Origin of the sequence: Nocardia sp. NPDC006630 (genome assembly GCF_040611495.1) — a bacterium.
GTDB lineage: Bacteria > Actinomycetota > Actinomycetes > Mycobacteriales > Mycobacteriaceae > Nocardia.
The window spans coordinates 145,142-159,712 of sequence record NZ_JBEXOK010000007.1 but is presented as its reverse complement, the minus strand read 5'-3'; the positions used below and the strand labels follow the sequence as shown (position 1 = coordinate 159,712).

Here is a 14,571-nt window from a genome sequence, read left to right as displayed (position 1 = left end):
GCTACCCCAGCTTTACATTGCGCATGGTGACCAGGGCGGTGGCACAGAGGATTTCGCCCTCGTCCTCGACCGAGTAGACGTCCGCGGCCGCGGAGGTGATGAGGGCGCCGGGCTTGAGCACCCGGCCGCGGGCCACGATCTGCTTGCCCTTGGCGGGGGCGAGGATCTTCACCGTGTAGTCGATGGTCATATTCACCCAGCCCGGCTGCAGCAGGGTGCCCGCGGCGGATCCTGCGGCGAAGTCGGCGAGCGAACCGAGCACGCCGCCCTGGAAATAGCCGTTGTGCTGGGTGAGTTCCACCCGGAACGGCTGCACGATCTCGACCTCGCCCGCGGCCACGCGGCCGAACTCGAAACCGAGGTGCCGGGCCGCGGGCATGCTGAGCACAGCGCCCTCGACTGCCTGCGCGAAATGCGGATTCGGTGCCTGCCAGCTCGACATGCTCAGCTCCTCGGTGCGTCGGTGAGTGCTTCGACCTGCGGGGTCCACAGCTCGAATTCCTTGGCCAGATAGCGTTTCCGGGCGGCGGACCGCATGATCTTGCCGCTGCTGGTGCGCTGCACCTCATCCGGCGCGGTCAGCACCAGATCGGCGAGTGCGAGTTCGTGTTCACGCAGGACGGCGGCCTTGATGTCGGCGGCGATATCGGCGGGATCGGCGTCGGCGGTGCGCCGGACCTCCTGGATCACCACCAGCTTTTCGCCCTCCGGTCCGTCGATCGCGAATGCCGCGCCGGCACCGGCCCGCAACGCCGGATGGGCGGCCTGCACGGTCTGCTCGATGTCCTGGGGGTAGTAGTTGCGGCCGCGAATGATGACCAGATCCTTGGATCTGCCGACGACGTACAGCTCACCGTCGAGCAGCAGGCCCAGATCACCTGTGCGCAAGTACTTTCCGCCGGGGCGGAAGGTCAGTTCGGTGGCGGTCTCGTTCCGCCAGTACCCCTGCGCCACATGGCCGCCCGCGACCCAGATCTCACCCACCCGATCCGGCGGACACTGCTCGCCGGACTCGGGGTCGATGATGCGCACGTCTTCGCCCGGCAGCACGTGCCCGGAGCCGACCAGGGTCTTGGTCCGTGCTCCGGTGGCGTCGACGTACCGGCGCTCGCCCAGCGCCTCGACGTCCACCTCGAGCAGTCGCCGGCCGCGGCCCGGCGTGCTGCCGCTGACGAGCAGTGTGGCCTCGGCCAGCCCGTAGCACGGGTACCACGCGCCGGTGCTGAATCCGTGCGGCGCAAAGGTTTCCTCGAAGCGCCGCAGGGTGTCCGGCCGGATCGGCTCGGCGCCGTTGAACGCGACCTTCCAGCTGCTCAGGTCCAGTTCCGGAACCGGTCCGGCGGCGGCTCGCCCGACACACGCCTCGAAGGCGAAGTTGGGGCCACCGCTGGTGTGCGCGCGATACCGGGTGATGGTGGACAGCCACAGCAGCGGTCGGCGGATGAAGGTGGCCGGTGACATCACAATGCTGGTCGCTCCGACGTAAAGCGGTTGCAGCACATTGCCGATCAGGCCCTGATCGTGGAAGAACGGCGCCCAGCCGACCACGGTGGAATCGCGATCGTGGCCGAAGCCCCGGCGGATCATCTCCTCATTGGCCATCAGATTCCCGTGCGTGACCATGACGCCCTTGGGCGCTGCCGTCGAACCCGAGGTGTACTGCAGGAAGGCCACGTCGCCGAGGGCTGCGGCGAACGGTTCGAATCCCGGTGCGGCTGCGGGCATCCCGTCGACCGCGAGCCAGTGGGTGGCGGCGCACAGCGGCTCCAGCACGGCCCGCAGCGGTGCCAGGAAGAGTTCCAGGCTCAGCACCGCGGCCGGTGCGCAATCCTGCACGACGGATCGGGTAGCGTCCTGAATCCGATTGCGGCGTGGCGGATTCAGCGGTACCGCGATGACGCCCGCATAGAGGCAGCCGAAATAGGCGACGATGAATTCCAGACACTGCGGAAAGACCAGCAGCGCACGATCGCCCGGTGCGCAGCGTGACGCGAGCTCCTGCGCCACACCCAGCGCAGCGGCATGCAATTGACCGTACGTGAGTGCGGCGGTCTCCTCCCCCGTGTCGTCGAGGAAGATGTAGGCCGTGCGGTCCGGCTCGGCGGAGGCGCGCTCGCGCAGGATATCGGGAAGCACTGTGGGCCCGGGAAGCACTGTGGGCCCGGGAAGCGCTGTGGGTTCGGGAAGCGCTGTGGGCGGCGGCATCTGCGGCATCTCGGTTCCTTACTGCACGGCCTCGGCCATGCGCGCCGCTATGGCGGCGCGGTGCCGGTGGTGGAAGAGGTGGTCGCCCGGGAATTCGTGCAGCGCAAACGGGCCGTCGGAGAGCTGCTGCCACGCGGCGGCCTCGCTGCTGTCGAGCATCGGGTCCTCGGTGCCGTGGAAGACGGTGATCGGACAGGTCAGCCGCGGCTGCGCGTGATGGGTGTACTCCTCGGACAGTTCGAGATCAGCCCTGGTCAGCGGGAGGGCGTAACGCAGGAAGGCCGAGCTGCGACCGGCCTCGCCCCACGCGTTCATACCGGCGAGGGCGGCGGCGAACTCCGCTTCCGGCAGATCGTGGATGGGCGGGCGACTGGCGCGCAATTGCGGTGCGCGGCGGCCGGAGACGAACAGGTGCACAACCGGTGTTCCGGCGGCGGCCAGCGCGCGGGCCAGTTCGTAGGCGACCAGCGCACCCATGCTGTGGCCGTACACGGCCAGCGGCTCCCGCTCGAAAACGGTGAGCTGGGAAAGCAATCCGGCGACCGCCTCGGGTACGCGGCGCAGGGCCGGTTCGCGGGCCGCATCCTCCCGGCCCGGCAATTGGACGCGGATCGGCGAGATCTCCGCCGGGAACAACTCCAGCCACCGATTGAAGGACGAGGCTCCCGCACCGGCGTGCGGCAGGCAGATCAGTCGCACGGCCGCGGTATCGGCGCTGTAGCGCAGCCAGTTCCGAGTACCCGGCTCGACCTGGGTCATGCCGCACTCCGGATCGCCACGGGCAGGCTCTGCAAACCTCGGACGATGAAACTGTGCTCCTGCCAGTCGAATTCATCGGTGAGCGGTTCGAGGTCGACCGCGCCCAGGTGCGCGAAGGCGACCTCGGCCACCAGTTCGGCCAGTTGCCCGCCGAGACAACCGTGCATTCCGTGCCCGAAGGCGAGATGGCCGGACGCATCGCGGGTCAGGTCGAATTCGTCCGGGCGCTCGAAGATTTCGGGATCGCGGTTGGCCGCGCCCAGGCACACCAGCACCTGATCGCCCGTGCGGATGATCCGGCCGCCGATCTCGACATCGCGGGTCGCCAGGCGTTTGGTCAGTTGCAGCGGGCTGTCGTATCGGAGTGCCTCCACCACAACGGATTTCACCGCATCGGGCGTACTCCGGAGCTTTGCCGCCTGCGCCGGATGCCGCAGTAGCGCCAGGGTCCCATTGCCGATCAGCGATTTTGTGGTCTCATTGCCCGCCACAAAACACATGAGGCAGACGAAAACCAGTTCCTCATCGCTCAATACATCGCCGCCGGTGGTACGCGCGGCGAGCAATCGGCTGATCAGATCGGCGCCCGGCTGTTTGCGGCGCTGCGCCAGCACCTCGTCCAGTGCGGCCGCGAACTCCTCGACCACCTCGCGCACCCGCGCGAAATCGGCGGCCTTCATCAGTCCCGGTTCCAGCAGGAATCGAATGTCGTGCGTCCACGGTCCGACTCGCGCACGCAGCTCCTCCGGCAGCGCCATCCATTCGCACAGCACCGAAATGGGCAGCGGGGCAGCGAAATCGGCGATCACGTCCAGGCCACCTGCGGCCCGGGCGGAGGTCATCAGCCGGCCGGCGATATCGGTCGCCACCGGGCGCAACTCGGCCACCGCCGCCGCCGCCGTGAACACCCGGTTCACCAGCCCGCGCAGCCGGGCGTGATCCGGATTGTCGGTGAATACCAGCGACTTGCGGCCCAGCCGCTCGATGCGGGCCACCTCGCCCTGCCCCAGCCGTTCGGCCTGCGCACTGACCAGTTGCGGGATCAGCCCGGCGCTGAAGGAGCGGTCGAGCAGCACGGTCTTCACATCGGCATGCCGGGTCAGCACCCACATGCCGAGGGTCTTGTGCACCGGCGTGTTCGCGCGCAGTTCCCGGTACATCGGGTAGGGGTCACGCCGGAATTCGGCGCTGAACGGGTTGAACCGGACGCGGCGGGCCGGATCGGAAGCCGCCACCGTCATGCGACCCGATCTCCCCGGGCGGCGAAGTATTCGCTCCGATACGGACGCAGCACCAGCCGGTACAGCGTGATCTTGCCCATCCGAAACCCCATGGCGGACAGCTTGAGATAGCGCTCGTAGCGGGCCACCGCCTCGGCGCCGACCAGTTCGGTGGCCGCCGGTCGCTCGGCCTTGAGCCGGCGCGCCCATTCCGCACAGGTCCAGGCATAGTCCAGGCGGCCGTTGCTGATCGCGCAGACTTCGAACAGGCCGTCCGCCGCGGCCGTGATCTCACTCAGGGTCGGCAGTTCGGCATCGGGGAAGATTTCCTGCTTCATGAAGGTATTCGCCTGTGCGGCATTCATATTCGCGTAGGCGATGGTCTGCAGCGAGAGCGCGCCGTCCGGGGTGAGCCACTCCCGGCAACGCGAGAAGAACTCCCGGTAGACGCGGATCTTCTCCTCGGCGGAATCGTCGGGCCGGGCGAAGTGCTCGAACGCGCCGATGGAGATGATCCCGTCGAACTTCTCCTCGGGCCGGTAGTGCAGCCAGTCCTCGACCAGTACTTCGACGCCGGAGTACTGCTGGGCCCGAACGTATTCCGCCTGCTCCGCACTGAGAGTGAGGCCGACCGATCGGGCCACGCCGTGCCGCCCGGAGAGCCGCTGCAGCACCGCACCCCAGCCGCAGCCGATATCGAGCACCGCGCGGGCACTGCCGGCGTCGATGGCATTCAGGTGATGGCGCAGCTTATTCTCCTGCGCGAGTTCCAGTGTGTCATCGGCTGTTTCGCGCAGTGCGCACGAGTAGCTCAGCGAACGGTCCAGCCAGAGCCGATAGAACTCGTTGCCGATATCGTAGTGGTGGCGGATCGCGGCGGCCGCGGCATCGGTTCGCCCGGCATCGATCGTGACCATGCTCAGGCCACGTTTCTCGAGGTCTGCTCGTGCAGGTGGTTCGCCACCGCATCGAGCGTCGGGTTCTCGTACAGGTCCTCCGGTGACAGGTCGACGCCGTAGCGCTCCTCGACCTCGATCAGCAGCGCCACGGCGAGCGCCGAATCGATGCCGAGACGGTCGAAGTCGGTGGCCGGGTCGATCGAGGCGGCGGGTACCTCCAGCAGATTCGCCAGGTACTCCTGGCACCAGCCGACGATCGCTTCTTTACTCGTATCCACTGTGAGCCTCTCTCGGGCAATGCTTTTCAGGACGGTGTGTGCTCAGGCAACACGTTTGGCGGCCACGCGCGCCGTGGTCGGCACCTTCAGATCCCAGGCGAGGCCGGTCACGGCAAGCGCTCTGATGAGCCAGTAGCCGGGGTCGAGCCGGTACCAGTCCAACCCGAACGAGGGCGAATCCGGGAAGGCGTGGTGATTGTTGTGCCACGACTCCCCCAGCGTCACGAGGGCGAATACGCCGCCGTTGTGGCTGTTCTCCCGGGACTCGTACGGGCGGGTGCCGAACATGTGCAGGAATGAATTGATCGCCCACACAATGTGTTCCAGCAGGAATATGCGGACGAAGCCGCCCCAGAGCAGCCCGCTCACGGCGCCGGTCCAGCTCATGGTGACCAGCCCGCCGATGACCGCCGGAATCAGCAGCCCCAACGCCACCCAGTAGTAGTACAGCCGGGCCACCCGCACCAGTTTGCGATCTTTGATCAGATCCGGTGCGTAGTGCACGATATTCGGGTATTCGTGGCGGCGCATCCACAGGAAGTGCGAATGCGCCAGTCCGCGTACCGCACCGGTGAAGCCGCCGCCGGAAAGGTTGGGCGAGTGCGGATCTCCCTCGCGATCACTGAATTCGTGATGCCGCCGGTGCAGCGCGACCCACGACACCACACCGCCCTGTCCGGCCATCGAACCCAGGATCGCCAGCAGCGCGGCGACCCACGGCGCGGCCTTGAAGGTCCGGTGGGTGAAGAGCCGGTGATACCCGACCGTCACGCCCAGGCCGGTGATCAGCCACATGGCGAACAACAGCGCGAATTCGACGACACCGAACGGGCGAACCGCCAGGAAGGCGAAGGCCGCCACGGTGCCGATGATAGGAAGCACATCGAACAGGAGGAAATGCCGGCGTTGCAATCGGTGGATATACGGATTGCTGATCGTCTTCCTGCGCGGCGTGGGATTCTCGTCAACCTCAGTCATCGCACCCGTCCAAACCCTGATGAGTACCGGCTACCAGCCGACGAACCGAACGTAACAGCGGGCCGGGCCGCGCCACCCGGTCGCGCAATGCTGTCGATCGCAGCATCGGAATCGTTGATCGACGGGCTGGATGCAATGCTGCCGCGCCGATTTTCGGCGCACTGTCGTATTCGCGGCCGGCCGTTCGTGTAGAGGGTGCAGCCCGGTGGCGTGCCGGGCACTTCCGAAGGAGCGAACATGGGCAAGATCGTCGCGGTTGTCAGCGTCACCCTGGACGGCGTCATGCAGTCGCCGGGGCGGGCCGATGAGGACACGCGGAACGGATTCACGCACGGCGGGTGGGCGCTGCCGTATGCCGATCCGGAGCAGGGGCGGGCCGTGGCCGCGCACTGGGCCACACACAGCGGGGCACTGCTCTTCGGCCGGCGGACCTATCAGGACTTCTACGGGGTGTGGCCGGGGCGGACCGATAATCCGTTCAGCCAGATCCTCGACAAGACCGAGAAGTACGTGGCGTCCCGCACGCTCACCGAACCGCTGCCGTGGCAGAACTCGACACTGCTGTCCGGTGAGGCGGTGGATGCGGTGCGGGGGCTGCGGGCCGAGCACCCGGAGCTCGATCTGGTCATGCTCGGCAGCGGTGATCTGCTGCGTTCGCTCATGCGGGCGGGCATGATCGACGAGTACCTGCTGCAGATCCATCCGCTGGTGCTCGGGAGCGGCCAGCGGCTGTTCGACGGCGTGGAGCTCGGGCGATTGCGGGTGTCCGACAGTGTCACCACCACGACCGGCGTGACCATCGCGACCTATCGGCCCACCGGAGAGGAGCAGCGTTGAGAGGGGAGCAGCGTTGAAGCAGTATCTGCTCAGCATCTATCAGCCCGCCGAAACCGATCCGCCCGACAATCTGGACGAGATCATGCGCGATCTCGCGGCGCTCAATGACGAGATGCGCGCGGCGGGGGCGTGGGTTTTCGCCGCCGGATTGCATCCGCCGAGCACCGCCACCGTGCTGCGGGCCAGTGGGTCGGAGGTGCTCATTACCGACGGCCCGTATGCGGAGGGCAAGGAGCAGATCGGCGGGTTCACCGTGATCCGGGCGGCCGATCTCGACGAGGCGCTGGAGTGGGGACGGCGACTGGCCCGCGTGGTCACGCTGCCGATCGAGGTGCGGCCGATGCAGGATGGCTGATATGCCGGACCGGCTGAAATGAGTTCCGGCGCAACCGATGCCGAGGCGATCTCGGAGGTCTTCGCCGAGCACTACGGTCGCGCCGTCGCCACCCTGATCCGCGTCTTCGGTGATGTCGGCATGGCCGAAGACGCGGTACAGGATGCCTTCGCCGCCGCCCTGCAGCGCTGGCCCGAGGACGGGCTGCCACCGAGTCCGCCCGGCTGGATCATCACCACGGCCCGCCACCGGGCGGTGGATCGGCTGCGCCGCGAGGCCGCTCGGCAGGACAAGTACGCCCAGGCGGCGCTGCTGCACGCCCGCGACGAGCCGGTGGAGGAGGACGCCATGCGCGATGATCGACTGCGATTGATATTCACCTGCTGCCACCCCGCGCTCGCACGCAATGCGCAAGTGGCGCTGACCCTCCGGCTGCTGGGCGGACTGTCCACCGAGGAGATCGCGCACGCCTTCCTGATACCGGAAACTACTCTGGCGCAGCGGATTACGCGTGCCAAGGGCAAGATTCGCGATGCCCGAATCCCGTATCGGGTGCCGTCCCGAGCCGAGCTGCCCGCGCGCTTGGACGCCGCGCTGACGGTGGTCTACCTCATCTTCACCGAGGGCCACACGGCCACGGCGGGCGATCACCTGGTCCGTGCGGACCTGTGCGCCGAAGGCATTCGCCTCGGCCGCGCACTGACAGAGCTGATGACCGACGAGCCCGAGGTCTGGGGCCTGCTGGCCCTCATGCTGCTCACCGAATCCCGTCGCGCCGCGCGCACCACGCCGGACGGCCGGCTAGTACCGCTTCCTGAACAGGACCGCGCCCGATGGAATCGCGCACTCATCGACGAGGGCCAGTCACTGGTGCGGAAGTGCCTGCGCCACAACCACCCCGGCCCCTATCAAATCCAGGCCGCGATCAACGCGGTGCACGCCGACGCACTCACCGCCGCCGACACCGACTGGCAGCAAATCCTCGATCTCTACAACCACCTCATGACCATCGCCCCCAGCCCGATCGTGGCACTCAACCGCGCAGTGGCCCTGGCCGAGGTATCCGGCCCAGAATCAGCCCTGGCCGAACTGAACACCCTCGACCTCCCAAACCACCACCTACTCCCCGCAATCCGAGCCGACCTCCTCCGCAGACTCGGCCGAACCCCCGAGGCCACCGCCGCCTACGACCGCGCCGCCACCCTCGCCCGCAACCGAGCCGAACGCGACTTCCTCCTCGATCGGCGCGATGCCCTGAGCTGACCGGTCGTTCGCGACCGGCCGATTCGGATAGGGAGGTCGATGTCTGGGCGGTCTGTGGTGGGTTGAGCACCACAGACCGCGGGGTCAGACTGTTGCGGGGGCGGGGGCGGTGTTGTGTTCGGGGGCGATGAGGGCTTCGAGGTCGATGTAGAAGCGGCCGGATTCGCAGGGGAGGGTGAGGAGGATGCGGCGGGCGGCTTCGGTGACCAGGGCGCCGCCGAGTGCCACATCTGAGGCGAGTTGCGGCCAGCTGCTCAGGGTTCGGCCGATTTCGGGGAGGGCGGCGGCGAGTGCGGGGCTGATTCGGTCGGCGTCGACCATTTTCAGGAGGAGTTCGACCTTTTCGTGATCGGCGAGGGCCGGCAGGTCCGCCGCGGTGATGTCACCGATGCGGCCGTGCAGTAGCGGGCGGTCGGGCTCGAGATCGAACCGTTCGATATCGAGCATGCCGCGGTCATTGCAGTCCATGACCACCGGAATGCCCAGGGCCCGAGCGTATTCGCGGGCGGCGATCTTCACATAGGGGGTGTCGCACTCCTCCACCAGCAGGTCGATCGGCGCACCGTCGCCTTCGAAGAATTCGGGCATGGTGGCGTCGGTGAGCCCGGCGGGCATGATCTCGATATCGAGATACGGGTCGATCTCGAACAATTGGCGCGCACAGATGACCGTCTTCCCGACCTGCAGATGATGCACGCCCGCCCGCAGCCGGTTCATATTCGACAGGCTCAGCTCGTCGAAGTCGGCGAGCCGGAATGCGCCGCCGACACCTTCGAGCGCCAGCGTGATCGCGGCCGAATTGCCCACCGACAGACCGACAACCCCGATACGGCTGTCGAGCAGTCGGCGCTGTTGCGGCCGCTGGATCTTCTCCCGATTGCGATCGGTGCGCACCAGGCGGAACTCCTCGCGAGGCAGCACATGCACCAGCCGGCCCGACCACGGATACCAGACCCAGCTGCCGTAGGCCCACATCTCGATCCCGGCCAACTGCTCATCCACCTTCGCCGCCAATTGCGCACGGTCGAACCGACTGCCCGGCTCACGGCTGCGGATCAGCTCGTGCAGCTGGGTCTCGATGGTGTCGTGGACCTCCCGCACCGCATCGGATTCGAGCAGAGCGGCCAGGGCCGCGTGATCGGCGGCGTGCACCGGTTCGAGAACCACCGGTTGCCACACGTCGCGATCCGGCCGGGCGGCCGAGAACAGGCCCGCCGGAGCGGCGCCGTGGTCGATGCCGGAAGAAGCAGGCCGGGTGCGGGTTTCGGTCGCGAACGCCGGGAATTCAGAACCCATCCGGGCCGCCAGGTCGGTGTACTCCCCGGCGCCCGCCGCGGTCCGGTGGATCAGCAGGACCACGTCCTCGGTGTACTGCTCGACGTAGCGGCGGGTCCCAGGGACCGGATGGAAGCCGAGCCGGGCGAGGAATCGATCCTGACCGTCTCTGGTCCCAGAGGTGACCATCATGACCTTGGCGCCGAGATGGCGTGCGGCCCCGATGGCGACCGCGCTCAAGTGCGCACCCAAACCGAGCTTGCGCGCGCGATGCTCCACCACCAACCGGCTGGGCTCATACACCTCGCCCGCCTCGATACCCTCGGACGCCAGCAGGCGTTCGTACTCCTCGTCGCCCAGATATGCGCGGGCCTGGAACAGCTCACCGGTCGCCGGAGTCGAGAGCCGGACATAGCCGAGCGCGGGCCCGCCGGGCTCCCGCCGCGCGACGAAATGCCATGCGCCGTAATCCAAATCCTGATCATCGACATGCGAGCCGTCGGCGGCGCGAAAATCCGGCCGGCGCCCGCCGTCGTAGAGGATCCGGGCCCGCAACTCCCGCAACCCGTTCACCAGGTCGGTGTGATCGGCTTCGTCGCGCGGTACCAGCACCGCCGAGATATGCCACGACACCTCATGATTGCGGCGGCGAATCTCATACCCGTTCACGGGCACGGCAGATCCGCCGGACATAGACACGTCCATGGGTCCTTCCCAGAAGTTCGTTGAAAATGTGCTGACTGCATGCGAATGCCGAGGGGCAACGCCGACTACTGGGGAATCTTCGAGCAAGAGAAGGGGATTGCTGCATCAGATCACTCTAGGAAGCAATTGCCAGATGTTAGCTTCCATGGTGGCAGTTCTACGAATCGGACAATTCGCATACGCCACACAACACACCGCGCACAGGGCAGCGGCAGGCGGACTCAGCGCGCAGCCGCTGGACCTCGATGGCGAGATCGGCGGCGGCCAGGCGCGCAGTTCCTGCGGTTACCGGCGCGAGAACACCGCCACCAGAAAGTCGGACTCGTCGGTGAACGGTCGCAGATCCCACGTCGACAGCCGCAAATCCACTGCGAGCCCGGCATTCTCGGCGTCGGCCAGAAAATCCGGGAACTCGTATCCACGATCGGCGCCGAATCCGGTGACCAACCGGCCGGTGGGTGCGAGATGGCGGGCGAACCCGGCCAGCACCGCCTGCCTGGTGGACGGCGCCAGAAATGTCATCACATTCCCCGCGCACACGATGGCATCGAAGCCGGCCGCGATCCCACTGCCCGGCAGGTCCAATTCGGCGAGGTCGCCGACGATCCACTGCGGACCCGGATAGTCCTGCTCCGCCGCGGCGATCAATACGGGATCGACATCGACCCCGACCACGACGTGCCCGACTCCGTGCAGATACCCACCCACACGTCCCGGACCGCACCCCGCGTCCAGGACCCGACTGCCGCGGTCGAGCATCGCATCGACCAGCCGCGCCTCCCCGGCGATATCCCGGCCCTCGGCCGCCAGTGCCCGGAACCGCTCGACGTACCACGTCGAATGCGCGGGATCGGCAGCAGTGAGCTCCTCCCACTGACTGGGGATACGTCCGCTCATCGCTCACTCCTCACTCGGCCCGACTGCGGTCCACTGTGCCACCGCCCCGCCGACGCCCAGCGCGCGGATCGATCATGCGGCAGGTTCGCTCGACGATCGCCCCCGGAGCGTTCAATTCAGTTGCGCTCCCAATCGGCGGCCCACTCGGTCAGTGGTTCGAGTCGGCGGACGAGGCTGCGGCCCGTTGCGGTCAAGGTGTAGCCGGTGGCGTGTTCGACAATGCGCGCCTCGGTGAGTTCATGCAGTCGCCGAGTCAGCACGCTCGAGGAGATATCGCCGCATGCGGTGCGCAATTCACGGAAGGTCAGTGGACCCGGGGCCCGCTCCAGCTCCCAGATCACCCGGAGTACCCAGCGCCGGCCGATCAGGTCGAACAGGGCCATGATCGGGCGGCCGGTCGTGGATCCGCGAACCGGGCGACCGGGGCGCGGGGTGCTTGCGTTCATGGTTGCACCGATTCCGGCGGTGGGGGTGAAATCTCCAGTCGCCGCGCCATTTCCGCGATCGCCGCGCGCAGGGCTCGATAGGGTCGCAGAAACAGCGTCACGTGGGACAGGCTGCCGGTCTCGGACAGTTCCTCCCGCAGCACCCCCTGTAGCTCCTGATCGGCGAAGCGGGCGGTGAACGCGTACAACGCCTGCCGGTCGTCGCTCCACTGATGTGTCTGGTCAACGGTTTCGAGCACATTCGCGATCACCCCCAGCAGATGTGCCGCACGTTCGCGCCCGCGATAGTCGGCAACCGGACTCGAGAAGATCGCGTCTTCCGCGAGCAGGGCGGGCAGCGGCCCGATATCTCCCGATTGCCAGACGGCGAGGACAAGACTGTTGGTCATGCCTCTATTTTAGAGGCAGAACCCGGCCAGGGGCCAGGCCCTTGCCGTCACACCGGATCAGCGGCGATCCCCTGTTCCATCCCCACCACGCGGCCGAATAGTCCCGATTCGCCACGGGCATCCGTTGTGAATTGATAGCCTGGCCGCTCAGAGCGGGTGTCCGTGATTCCAGGACAGGCAGTTTTGCCGATTCGGGTCGAATCCGGGGAGTCCTTTTGTACACTCCCCGCTGAAGTGAACAGATGGCACTTCAATTTCTGATTCGAGGTACCGATGAAATCTGTTACACCGAAGGCGTTCGCGCTACGTGCCGCAATGGCCGTAATCGGCGGATCACTGCTGCTCGCGGGAGTGACGGCGTGCGGCAGCGATAAGGCCCCCGACGGGTCGCCGAGCACCGCCACCAGCGCGGTGGTCACGCCCGCCGCCGCCCCGATCAGCACGGTCGCACCCGCGCCGACCACCGAGGCGCCGGCTCCGACCACCGAAGCACCCGCACCGCAGCCGGCTGCCGCCGAACCGGCCGCACCGGAACCGGTCGCACCCCAGCCCGTCGTGACCGAACCGGCCGCGCCGAAGCCCGCACCGCAGACCCAGCAGCCGCAGAAGCCCGCGCCGCCGACCTTGGACGCGCCCGGGTTCGAACCGCGCGCAGGCTACTGAAAAGGCCAGGGAAATCAGTTGTTCGGCAATAGTGGACGGTGGCTGTGTGCCGCCGCGGTAGCGCTCTCGGCATCGGTGACGGGAGCAGGGGTTGCGGGGGCGGATTCCACCCCTGAGGGGAAAGACCTTGTGGTACTGGGTGATTCGTTCACCGCGAACGCGTGGGACTTCACCGACCCCGACAACAGCTGCCTGCGCCACGGCAAGACGGCGTGGCCGGCGCAGCTGGGCACCCTGATGGGCGTGTACGGCACCGACGCGATGGTCGATCCGTCCTGCCCGGGTGCGTCGATCGACAGCGGGCCGGGCTGGACGCTGGGCGTGGAAACCGCGAAGGCGGACAAGGTGGGCGCGTTCGGACCGCGCACCAAGCTTGTGGCACTGCAATTCGGTCTCAACGATCACTGGGGCCGGTCCACGCAGACACTGTGGAAGTCGTTGCAGGGCTGCGTATTCAACCTCATCGACGGCTGCGGGCCGGAGGCTGCCGCACAGGGCCGGATCACCGACTACAACGGAGTGTCTGGCGCGCTGTTCGCCGATCGCATGCGCAATGCGATCACCTACATTCACTACTACGCACCGAACGCGCACATCGTGCTGGTCGGGTATCCGGAGCTGTTCCAGCCGGGAACCGATACCGTCTGCCTCAACTTCCTCGGCGTGGCACCGTTCGTTCAGCCGCGCGGCGGCGCGGTGGTCGCCTACTTCGATCGAATCCAGCAGGCGCAGCAGGAGGCCGCGCAGCTGCTGAATATCGACTTCCTCGATGCCCGCGCCCTGACCACCGGGCACGGACTCTGCACGGATCAACCGTGGCTGAACGGTGTGATGGACCCGCGCACCGATATCGACGGCCTGTTCTTCCACCCGTCCAGCAAGGGCGACGCCGTGGTCGCGAACGCGATCTACGACAGATTCGGACACTGACCCGAATCCGGGGTCATCGACCCGAAAGTCTCTTGTACACTCCCGCTGAAGTGAAATTCTTACACTTCAGTTCTTGATTCGAGGATCTCATGAAGTTTCGTACCCCAGGTGCATTCGCCGTACGTTTCGCAGCAGCGGCGATCGGAGGGGTGTTGCTGATCGGCGGGGTGTCGGCCTGCGGCAGCGATAAAGCATCCAGCGGATCGAGCGATACGCCGACCAGTGCCGTCGTGGCACCGGTGAGCAGTGCGATCGTGCCCCCGAGCAGTGCGGCAGCGCCGGTGACCAGCACCGACGCGCCGCCGCCGAGCACGACGGACGCACCCGCTCCGCAGCCCGCGGCCCCGCACCCCGTGGCTCCCGAGCCCCAGGCCCCGGCGGTCCAGCCGGCCGCGCCGAAGCCCGCGCCGCAGACCCAGCAGCAGCCCAAGGCGGCGCCGCCGACCTTGGACGCGCCCGGTTTCGAACCGCGCGCAGGCTACTGAGGAATCCG

At 67.2% G+C, this 14,571-nt stretch carries 17 protein-coding genes; 6 read left to right on the top strand and 11 right to left on the bottom strand.

Annotated elements, in window-relative coordinates; all coding sequences use genetic code 11:
* Window position 1: 1 nt before the first annotated feature.
* The 7 genes from ABZX86_RS22000 to ABZX86_RS21970 are packed head-to-tail and all read right to left on the bottom strand — an operon-like array spanning window position 2 to window position 6,339.
* Entirely contained in the window at window positions 2-442 is a 441-nt protein-coding gene (locus ABZX86_RS22000; RefSeq protein WP_355126167.1) for a PaaI family thioesterase, read from the bottom strand.
* 2 nt (window positions 443-444) lie between these two features.
* Window positions 445-2,214: a fatty acyl-AMP ligase gene (locus ABZX86_RS21995; protein ID WP_355126165.1), complete on the bottom strand. Its 1,770-nt coding sequence runs from the start codon at window positions 2,212-2,214 to the stop codon at window positions 445-447.
* Window positions 2,215-2,223: 9 nt separating this feature from the next.
* Window positions 2,224-2,964 carry an alpha/beta fold hydrolase gene (locus ABZX86_RS21990; RefSeq protein ID WP_355126163.1) on the bottom strand — a complete coding sequence of 247 codons (741 nt, stop codon included), beginning with the start codon at window positions 2,962-2,964 and terminating at the stop codon, window positions 2,224-2,226.
* A complete protein-coding gene (locus tag ABZX86_RS21985) occupies window positions 2,961-4,205 on the bottom strand; it encodes a cytochrome P450 (RefSeq protein WP_355126161.1) in 1,245 nt (414 codons plus the stop codon). The genes ABZX86_RS21990 and ABZX86_RS21985 overlap by 4 nt, the downstream gene beginning before the upstream one ends.
* Window positions 4,202-5,101 (bottom strand): cyclopropane-fatty-acyl-phospholipid synthase family protein, encoded by a 900-nt coding sequence (locus tag ABZX86_RS21980; RefSeq protein ID WP_355126159.1) that lies wholly within the window; start codon window positions 5,099-5,101, stop codon window positions 4,202-4,204. The genes ABZX86_RS21985 and ABZX86_RS21980 overlap by 4 nt, the downstream gene beginning before the upstream one ends.
* Before the next feature lie 2 nt (window positions 5,102-5,103).
* Window positions 5,104-5,361 (bottom strand): acyl carrier protein, encoded by a 258-nt coding sequence (locus ABZX86_RS21975; protein ID WP_355126157.1) that lies wholly within the window; start codon window positions 5,359-5,361, stop codon window positions 5,104-5,106.
* A gap of 42 nt (window positions 5,362-5,403) precedes the next feature.
* Window positions 5,404-6,339, bottom strand: coding sequence for a fatty acid desaturase (locus ABZX86_RS21970; protein WP_355126155.1), 936 nt, complete (start codon window positions 6,337-6,339; stop codon window positions 5,404-5,406).
* A gap of 237 nt (window positions 6,340-6,576) precedes the next feature.
* On the opposite strand from ABZX86_RS21970, the gene ABZX86_RS21965 reads away from it, so the two are divergent.
* Genes ABZX86_RS21965 through ABZX86_RS21955 form a run of 3 tightly spaced genes read left to right on the top strand, consistent with a single transcriptional unit; the run spans window position 6,577 to window position 8,773 of the window.
* Entirely contained in the window at window positions 6,577-7,176 is a 600-nt protein-coding gene (locus tag ABZX86_RS21965; protein ID WP_355126153.1) for a dihydrofolate reductase family protein, read from the top strand.
* 13 nt (window positions 7,177-7,189) lie between these two features.
* Window positions 7,190-7,531 carry a YciI family protein gene (locus ABZX86_RS21960; RefSeq protein WP_355126151.1) on the top strand — a complete coding sequence of 114 codons (342 nt, stop codon included), beginning with the start codon at window positions 7,190-7,192 and terminating at the stop codon, window positions 7,529-7,531.
* 18 nt (window positions 7,532-7,549) lie between these two features.
* The gene (locus tag ABZX86_RS21955; RefSeq protein WP_355126149.1) at window positions 7,550-8,773 is read left to right on the top strand and encodes an RNA polymerase sigma factor; all 1,224 of its coding nucleotides are present in this window, start codon (window positions 7,550-7,552) and stop codon (window positions 8,771-8,773) included.
* An 84-nt stretch (window positions 8,774-8,857) separates the two neighbouring features.
* Here ABZX86_RS21955 and ABZX86_RS21950 read toward each other — a convergent pair whose 3' ends face one another.
* The 4 genes from ABZX86_RS21950 to ABZX86_RS21935 all read right to left on the bottom strand — a co-directional run bounded on the left by ABZX86_RS21950 (window position 8,858) and on the right by ABZX86_RS21935 (window position 12,485).
* The gene (locus ABZX86_RS21950) at window positions 8,858-10,753 is read right to left on the bottom strand and encodes a ThiF family adenylyltransferase (RefSeq protein WP_355126147.1); all 1,896 of its coding nucleotides are present in this window, start codon (window positions 10,751-10,753) and stop codon (window positions 8,858-8,860) included.
* A 285-nt stretch (window positions 10,754-11,038) separates the two neighbouring features.
* A complete protein-coding gene (locus tag ABZX86_RS21945; RefSeq protein WP_355126145.1) occupies window positions 11,039-11,650 on the bottom strand; it encodes a class I SAM-dependent methyltransferase in 612 nt (203 codons plus the stop codon).
* Between the two features lie 116 nt (window positions 11,651-11,766).
* A complete protein-coding gene (locus ABZX86_RS21940; protein WP_355126143.1) occupies window positions 11,767-12,096 on the bottom strand; it encodes a helix-turn-helix domain-containing protein in 330 nt (109 codons plus the stop codon).
* Window positions 12,093-12,485, bottom strand: a complete 393-nt coding sequence (locus ABZX86_RS21935; protein WP_355126141.1) for a nuclear transport factor 2 family protein — start codon at window positions 12,483-12,485, stop codon at window positions 12,093-12,095. The genes ABZX86_RS21940 and ABZX86_RS21935 overlap by 4 nt, the downstream gene beginning before the upstream one ends.
* A 273-nt stretch (window positions 12,486-12,758) precedes the next feature.
* On the opposite strand from ABZX86_RS21935, the gene ABZX86_RS21930 reads away from it, so the two are divergent.
* The 3 genes from ABZX86_RS21930 to ABZX86_RS21920 all read left to right on the top strand — a co-directional run bounded on the left by ABZX86_RS21930 (window position 12,759) and on the right by ABZX86_RS21920 (window position 14,563).
* Window positions 12,759-13,148 (top strand): hypothetical protein, encoded by a 390-nt coding sequence (locus ABZX86_RS21930; RefSeq protein WP_355126139.1) that lies wholly within the window; start codon window positions 12,759-12,761, stop codon window positions 13,146-13,148.
* A 129-nt stretch (window positions 13,149-13,277) separates the two neighbouring features.
* On the top strand, window positions 13,278-14,078 hold the full coding sequence (locus ABZX86_RS21925; protein ID WP_355126137.1) for an SGNH/GDSL hydrolase family protein: 801 nt from the start codon (window positions 13,278-13,280) through the stop codon (window positions 14,076-14,078).
* An 89-nt stretch (window positions 14,079-14,167) separates the two neighbouring features.
* Window positions 14,168-14,563: a hypothetical protein gene (locus ABZX86_RS21920; protein WP_355126135.1), complete on the top strand. Its 396-nt coding sequence runs from the start codon at window positions 14,168-14,170 to the stop codon at window positions 14,561-14,563.
* The last annotated feature ends 8 nt before the right edge of the window (window positions 14,564-14,571 follow it).